Source organism: Acinetobacter sp. 18QD2AZ41W (assembly GCF_009829025.1).
In the GTDB taxonomy this organism is placed as follows: Bacteria; Pseudomonadota; Gammaproteobacteria; order Pseudomonadales; family Moraxellaceae; genus Acinetobacter; species Acinetobacter pseudolwoffii.
Genome location: NZ_WURP01000006.1, coordinates 193,128 through 201,060 on the forward strand (window position 1 = coordinate 193,128; position 7,933 = coordinate 201,060).

The 7,933-nt window shown below is 44.8% G+C and carries 6 protein-coding genes; 5 read left to right on the forward strand and 1 reads right to left on the reverse strand.

The window, feature by feature from the left end; all coding sequences use genetic code 11:
* Positions 1 to 176: 176 nt before the first annotated feature.
* From ribF to GVV58_RS10760, 5 genes are all read left to right on the forward strand, one after another.
* Complete coding sequence (ribF, locus tag GVV58_RS10740; RefSeq protein ID WP_100354969.1) at positions 177 to 1,178, forward strand: bifunctional riboflavin kinase/FAD synthetase; 1,002 nt, start codon at positions 177 to 179, stop codon at positions 1,176 to 1,178.
* A gap of 64 nt (positions 1,179 to 1,242) precedes the next feature.
* Positions 1,243 to 4,089 (forward strand): isoleucine--tRNA ligase, encoded by a 2,847-nt coding sequence (ileS, locus tag GVV58_RS10745; RefSeq protein WP_159516515.1) that lies wholly within the window; start codon positions 1,243 to 1,245, stop codon positions 4,087 to 4,089.
* Complete coding sequence (lspA, locus tag GVV58_RS10750; protein WP_074383807.1) at positions 4,082 to 4,621, forward strand: signal peptidase II; 540 nt, start codon at positions 4,082 to 4,084, stop codon at positions 4,619 to 4,621. Before ileS ends, lspA begins: the two co-directional genes overlap by 8 nt.
* Positions 4,614 to 5,096, forward strand: coding sequence for a peptidylprolyl isomerase (locus GVV58_RS10755; protein WP_100354970.1), 483 nt, complete (start codon positions 4,614 to 4,616; stop codon positions 5,094 to 5,096). The genes lspA and GVV58_RS10755 overlap by 8 nt, the downstream gene beginning before the upstream one ends.
* Before the next feature lie 135 nt (positions 5,097 to 5,231).
* On the forward strand, positions 5,232 to 5,774 hold the full coding sequence (locus tag GVV58_RS10760; protein ID WP_100354971.1) for an NAD(P)H-dependent oxidoreductase: 543 nt from the start codon (positions 5,232 to 5,234) through the stop codon (positions 5,772 to 5,774).
* Positions 5,775 to 6,439: 665 nt separating this feature from the next.
* On the opposite strand, the gene GVV58_RS10765 is transcribed toward GVV58_RS10760, so the two are convergent.
* Positions 6,440 to 7,612 carry a PQQ-dependent sugar dehydrogenase gene (locus GVV58_RS10765; protein WP_159516516.1) on the reverse strand — a complete coding sequence of 391 codons (1,173 nt, stop codon included), beginning with the start codon at positions 7,610 to 7,612 and terminating at the stop codon, positions 6,440 to 6,442.
* Between the last annotated feature and the right edge of the window lie 321 nt (positions 7,613 to 7,933).

Here is a 7,933-nt window from a genome sequence, read left to right on the forward strand (position 1 = left end):
TGAAAAGCAGGAATGCGCTGATCGGATCCATTTAAAGCGTCGAAAAACAATCTGATTTGATATTCAGGAAAATGAATTTTCAAGAAAAATATTGCATAAAAACACAACAACAAGACGAAACGGCGAGATTATGGCAATATATAGCCTCTCGATATTTCCAAGCACTTGATTTGCCCATGCAGCTGCTCCGTCTAAATGCTTTAGCATCTCATTCTGAACTACCCAAAACGGCCTTGACGATCGGCAATTTTGACGGCGTGCATTTAGGTCATCAGGCGATGATCCGTCAGCTGCAACAGGTGGCTGAAGCACAGGGCTTAAAATCTGTTGTAATGATTTTTGAGCCGCAACCGCTTGAATATTTTAAGGGTTATGAAGCCCCACCGCGGATTTCTTCCTTACGTGAAAAAGTCGAATACCTGACTGAACTCGGTGTGGACTATATTGCGGTGGCGAAATTCGATCATACTTTTCGCAGCCTGACTGCAGAAGCCTTTGCCGATATTTTAAAAGAAAAACTCAATGCACAGCATCTGGTTTTAGGTGATGACTTTCACTTCGGTAAAAACCGTCAGGGCAATAGCGAATTCCTGCGCAATTATGGTTTCCAAGTCACCAATTTAAGCACCATTGCTTTAGAGGGTGAACGGGTCAGTTCAACCCGGATTCGTCAAACTTTACAAGCAGGCGATTTAGCCCTTGCTGCCAAATTACTCGGCCGGCCCTATAGCATTACCGGACGGGTGCAATACGGCGACCAGATTGGCCGAACCATTGATTTCCCAACCATTAATGTACGACTAAACCGGCATAAGCCCTGTCTGAATGGCATTTATGGGGTTGAAGTCATCTGTGAAACTGAATCCCTCAGGGATAAAGTAAAACATGATCATGCTACTAAAACAGGCATTGCGGGTTATGACCCCACGGCCCTGTTTGGTGCGGGTCATGTGGGAACACGCCCAGCCATCAAACAAGCCCATCCAGAATGGCGATTAGAAGTACATTTTCCAGATGTTTCTGCTAATCTGTATGGCCTGTTAATGCGGGTGACGTTCTTAAACTATTTACATGGCGAAAAGGACTATCCTTCGCTTGAAGCGCTAAAAGCCGGAATTGATGATGATGTCGAGAAACTGCTGGAGTTTCGTCGAAATCATCCTACATTTCCCTTTTAATATCCCATATTTTTATTGTAAAACGTGTCAGTAACATAACTGATTAGATTGGAAGACGACTTGCATGAGCGATAAGCAAACTCCTGAAAATGCAGTGGACTATAAAGCCACGCTAAACCTCCCAGGTACTGACTTTGCAATGAAAGCAAATTTGGCAGTACGTGAAGCGAAATGGTTAGAAGAGTGGTATGCCGACAACATTTATCAGCAGATTCGTGAATCGCGTATTGGCAAGAAAAAATACGTTCTTCATGACGGCCCTCCTTATGCCAATGGTCAAATCCATTTAGGTCACGCGGTCAACAAAGTCCTTAAAGACATCATCATCAAAAGCCGTGTCATGGATGGTTTTGATGCGCCATATGTACCGGGCTGGGACTGTCACGGTTTGCCAATCGAACTCAAAGTCGAAGAAAAAGTCGGTAAAGTTGGCGTAAAAGTTGATGCTTCAACTTTCCGTAAAGCTTGTCGTGAATATGCGTACACTCAAGTTGAACTTCAAAAGAAAGACTTCGTACGTATGGGCGTGTTCGGTGATTGGGACAACCCTTACCTAACCATGAACTTCAAACAAGAAGCCGACATCGTACGTTCATTGGGTGCAATCGCGAAAGCAGGTCATATCGAGCCAGGTCTTAAACCAGTCAACTGGTGTCTGGACTGTGGTTCATCATTGGCTGAAGCTGAAGTTGAATATGAAGATAAAAAATCGGATGCAATTGACGTCGGTTTCACCGTTGTCGATTTAGCTGATTTGTCTGCTCGTTTAGGCGTAGACGTTGCTGATCGTACTGACATCGTAATCTGGACCACAACGCCTTGGACCATGCCTGCCAACCAGGCGGTTGCATTGCATGCGGAGCTTGAGTATCAACTGGTTAAAGCAACAGCCGAAGATAAAGTTGCACAAAACTTTATCTTGGCGAAATCATTGGTTGAGTCTGCGACTCAGCGTTATGGTTTCACTGCATTTGAAGTGCTTGCTGAATTCACAGGTGCAAAACTTGAAAAATTAATCCTACAACATCCTTTAATTGCTGAGCGCCAAGTGCCTGTGATTTTGGGTGAGCACGTCACCGATGCTAGCGGTACAGGTGCAGTACATACCGCACCGGGCCACGGTGTGGACGACTATAAAGTTGGTTTACAGTACAACTTAAAAGTGGAAAACCCAGTCGGCGGTAATGGTGTGTATTTACCGACTTCGCCAATCTTCTCGGGCGAGCACATCTACAAAGCCAATCCAAAAATTATTGCAGCATTGACTGAAGCGACCAAGCTTTGGGCACATGTAGTGATCAAGCATAGCTACCCGCATTGCTGGCGCCATAAAACCCCGATTATCTTCCGTGCGACCCCACAATGGTTCATCAGCATGGATGCCAAAGGTCTGCGTCAAAATGCACTGAATGCGATTGAAAACGATATCAGCTTTGTACCGGACTGGGGTAAAAACCGGATTCAGGCGATGATCGAAGGTCGTCCGGACTGGTGTATCTCACGTCAACGTACCTGGGGTGTGCCAATCCCGTTCTTCGTACACAAAGATACCAATGAATTACATCCGCGTACGCCTGAACTGATCGAAGAAGTGGCAAAACTGATCGAACAGGAAGGTATCGATGGCTGGTATAACCGTGATGCATCTGAATTCATCGGTGCGGACGCGGAGCAATACAATGCTGTACGCGATACGCTAGACGTTTGGTTCGACTCTGGTACCACCCATTATGCGGTACTGCGTGAACGTGAAGACTTAACTGATCCTGCTGATTTGTATCTTGAAGGTTCAGACCAGCACCGTGGCTGGTTCCAGTCATCGTTATTGACCTCGATTGCCATCAATGAACGCGCACCGTATAAAGGCTTGCTGACTCACGGTTTCGTGGTCGATGAAAAAGGCCGCAAGATGTCGAAATCAATCGGTAATGTAATCACACCGCAAGACATCATTAAAGATATGGGGGCAGACGGCTTGCGTTTCTGGATCGCCTCTGCGGATTACCGTTATGAAATGACCGCGGGTAAAGAAATCTTCAGCCGTGCATCCGATGGTTATCGTCGTATCCGTAACACGCTACGTTTCTTGTTAGCGAACTTGAATGGCTTCAAACCTTCAACAGATGCATTACCAGTCGATCAGTTGATTGCACTGGATCAATACATCCTGCAACGTGCAGCGGAAGTTCAGAAAACCGTTCAGCAAGCTTATGAAGATATGAACTTCCATATCGTGACCAGCGCATTAACTAACTTCTGTATCAACGACCTCGGTGGTTTCTACCTCGACATCATCAAAGACCGTCAATACACCACCAAAGCGGACTCAAAAGCGCGTCATTCTGCACAAACTGCGTTGTATCATCTGGTACAGGCCTTTGTGCGCTGGATGGCACCGATCCTGAGCTTTACTGCACAAGAAGCATGGCCACTGATTCCTGAGCAATCAGAGAAATATGTATTCACCACTGAATGGTATGACATTCCGGTCGCGTCTACAGCCAACGTGATTTCAGAAGCAGAATGGCAAACCCTGATTGCGGTGAAGTCGGCCGTGAACAAGTTTATTGAAACTGCACGTGGTGCCAAAACAGTCGGCTCGAACCTGTCGGCGAAAGTTGAACTGTGGGCAACAGCAGAACTGAAAACCGTACTTGACCGTCTCGATGATGAATTACGCTTCGTTCTGATTACCTCGCAAGTGATCGTGAACGAGTTTGAGGCTACACAAGGTGAAGCCTCAGATCTTGAAGGGCTTAACGTGAAAGTCTCTGCGGCAGATGGCGAGAAATGTGTACGCTGCTGGCATGTGCTTCCGGATGTAAATACACATAGCTCACATCCAGGACTCTGTGGCCGTTGTATTATTAACCTTCCTACAGGCCAAGGCGAAGAGAGAAAATATGCCTAATACCCAGACTAAAAAGGGCTTATTCCAGTTCTATCCACATAATTTATGGTGGATTGGGCTGGCCATTGTGGCGATCATTCTGGATCAATGGACCAAATGGATTGCAGTGACGAATCTGAACTATGCAGATCCTATCCCTGTGCTGCCCTTTTTAAATTGGACACTATTGCATAACTATGGCGCTGCCTTTAGTTTTCTGTCCGATGCGGGTGGTTGGCAACGTTATTTCTTTACTTCACTGGCAGGGATTGTGTCTGTGATCTTTGTTTTTTGGCTGATGCGTATGCCAAAAAACATGAAGGTTTTACCGCTAGCAATTGCCCTGATTTTGGGTGGTGCAATCGGTAATTTAATCGACCGGGTCAGTCTCGGCTATGTGGTCGATTTTATTCATGTGTATTACCAGAACAGCCACTTCCCTGCTTTCAATATCGCAGACAGTGCCATCACGCTTGGCACTATTCTGATGCTAATTGATACCTTTTTCTTAGAAAAACATCGAATTCAACGGGCGCAAGCACAACATGACTGATTTTATTCATCCTAATGAAGAAACCCGGGTTGCAGACGGCTCTAAGGTCGAGCTGCATTTTTCTGTCGCGATCGAAAATGGCGTAGAAATTGACAATACCCGTAGCCGTGAAGCCCCGGTCAGCCTCACGATTGGCGATGGTAATTTATTGCCAGGCTTTGAAAAAGCACTGTTTGGTTTACGTGCCGGTGACCGTCGTACTGTAAGTCTGCCTCCGGAAGATGCTTTTGGTCCGTGGAATCCGGAAAACATCCAGAAGTTCGATACGGTGAAGTTTGGAGAACGTCCGATCGAGGGTCACATGATCGAGTTTGAAGACAAAGCCAAAGCGACCTTGTATGGTGTGGTACGTTCAGTCAATGATGACATCACCGAAGTGGACTTTAACCATCCACTGGCAGGCAAGAACATCACCTTTGAAGTGGAAATCTTTAAAGTAACCCCTGCCGGTCAGCAAGGCCTAAAGTTGATGTAAAACATCTGCTAATCGCATGATTTTTAAAAGCTCCTTCGGGAGCTTTTTTATACTCAGGATACAAATCATCTCTAGTCACCTCTCTGAAATCTGATTAATTTAATTGGATGATAAGAAACCCAGAAAGGAATAGGTATGAAAATTTATATTGTGGTCGGCAGTGTACGTGAGGGGCGTACCGCGCTTAAAGTGGCGCACTGGGTACTACAGGAAATTAAAAGCTATGGTTTTAGTACGCTTGAAATTGAAATTGTCGATTTAAAAGAATGGGCTCTTCCACTCTTTAGCGGTGCTCATCCGCCACTGACCGGGATCTATGATCAGCCCAAACAGCAAGACTGGGCAGACAAAATTGCGCGCGGCGATGCCTTTATTTTTATCACACCTGAATATAATCATGGCTACAGCCCTGCGCTAAAAAATGCGCTGGATTACCTTGCCAAGGAATGGCAAGGCAAACCGGCAGCCTATATTGGTTATGGTGTCACCAACGGTTCACGTTCAATAGACCAGATTCGTCAGGTCGGGACTCAACTTGGACTGATCGATACCAATGCCGTGATTGAAATCCGTGACATCTTCGCAAGAAATAAGGATTATTCGTTCCAGGGCAATGAATTTGATACTAAAAATCTAAAAGTAGTAGTAGATAAATTAATTCAGTATGTCAGTGCTTGAGACTTTAGCCGACAGCATCGTAGGTTTTCGCCTACAGCGACCGCTGCATATAGCGGCTATGTACTACGCTTAGTTAGGACTATAGTCACTACATAGACAGACAGGACGTCTGCAAAGCGATACGACAACAATAACAAGCGCAAATCAACAGGACGTTGACAGATTAGACAGGAGTCAGATCTGAGAAGCAAATCCAGAAAAGCCTCAACAGGATGTTGAGGCTTTTTTGTTTTAAAGCTTAGATCCTGCTCAAACTAAAATATTCAGGTTGGGTTTAATGATTGATTTAATAAAAACGATGGACTGCTGCTTTGGTTAAATAGTCATTCTTTCACTGCTATTTTTGAAATTCACCTGTCAGCTTTGACCTACAATCGATGCAGTCAAATGCCCTATTGGGCTGCACTACTTCGGGCTATATTCGAGTCATACCAAGACAGGCAGTCTTGTCAGAAAAATAAAAAAATTTACAAAGCAGGATGCTGATCGGTATAACAGACATTATACCTTTGCCAGAATATGAAAAGGCCTTCACAGGATGTCGAGGCCTTGTTCTTTCATATCAGGATCATCTTAAAAAAAAATTTATTCAGATCGTCAGCAGATCATGAGCATTCTACCTCGCTCGATATTTCATGTCCAAATGCAGCCTTTCAAACAAAGGATTAAGGTGCGGTCATTTTTAATAACTTGGCTTGCGTGCCATCCTGAATTATCCAAAGCGTACCATCACTGGCCTGAATCGCGCCACGAATCCGCTCCTTCATATCCACACGCTGGACTTCTTTGACCGGATTCTGTGTCGTATCCACAATCACAAGCGCCTTGGAAGACAAACCAGTCGTGATCGCTTTATTTTTCCATTGTGGAAATACATTTCCTGTATAAAACAACAGATCTGAAGGAGAAATGACCGGCGTCCAATCCAGTGCTGGCGCTTCAAATTCCGGGCGAGTAGCATGGTCGGGAATGGGCTTGCCATCATAATGATCACCATTTGACACCACTGGATAGCTATAATTTTTAGCTTTGATGATCTTATTCAGCTCATCCCCACCTTTGGGACCCATTTCAATCACCCAGAACTGCCCCTGTGGATCAAAAGCCATGCCTAAAGGATTGCGGTGTCCAAGACTCCAGATCTGCTGGGCAATTTTACCCTGATTCATAAAAGGATTATCAGCAGGAATTGAACCGTCATCATTTAAACGAATAATTTTACCGGCATTGGACTGCATATCCTGTGCTGGAGTAAATTGCTGCCGTTCCCCTGAACCGATCCAGAGCTTGCCATCCGGTCCAAATACAATCCGGTGTGCATAATGTCCCTGCCCTGAAAATTTAGGGACTTGAGTCCAGATCCGTTCAATTTGAGTCAATTGAGGGGCAGTCTGGTTTAAATCCAGTTTGCCACGGATCACCACTGCGCCATAGCCACCCTGACCTTGTTCAGCATAGCTGAGATAGACCCACTGATTGTTTGCAAAATCCGGATGTAAAGCGACTTCACCCAAGCCTCCTTGGCCACCATAGGCAACTTGAGGAATACCTTTAACTTCGACTTTCTGCTTGGTACGTGGATCAAAAATTTGTAATTTTCCTTTACGTTCGGTAATCAGTAAACGGCCATCTTTGAGTGATGCAATTGCCCACGGCTCATTAAATTGTGCCACCTGTGCGATCTTATATTTTTGTACATTTGAGGCTGTAGCTTCAGATTTAGAAGATGAGGTGGAAGCCTCTTGAATACTGCCAGAAGATGAGTTATCGGCATGACAGGCAGTCAATGCCAAAGCACAACAACTGAGTAAAATTTTTATTTTAAATTGCGCTACCATCATCCTCTCCACGCTTTTTTATTCTCTAAATTAATATCACAATACACAAGTCTTCACAGAAATTCAGCATAGAAAAGTAAACAGATATATTTGCAGCAACAGCAGAGACTCGTTTTATAGTATTTGAATGGCTTTGATTTTACTTTTGGATCTAGCATCTAAATACCTGCCCCAATTTCATCTACTTATAATATTATCCCGCGCACAAAAAAACACCCCCAACTGTTAAGTTGGGGGTGTTTTGAATAATGAGCTGGCGATGACTTACTCTCACATGGGTAACCCCACACTACCATCAGCGCAAAGAGGTTTCACTTCTGA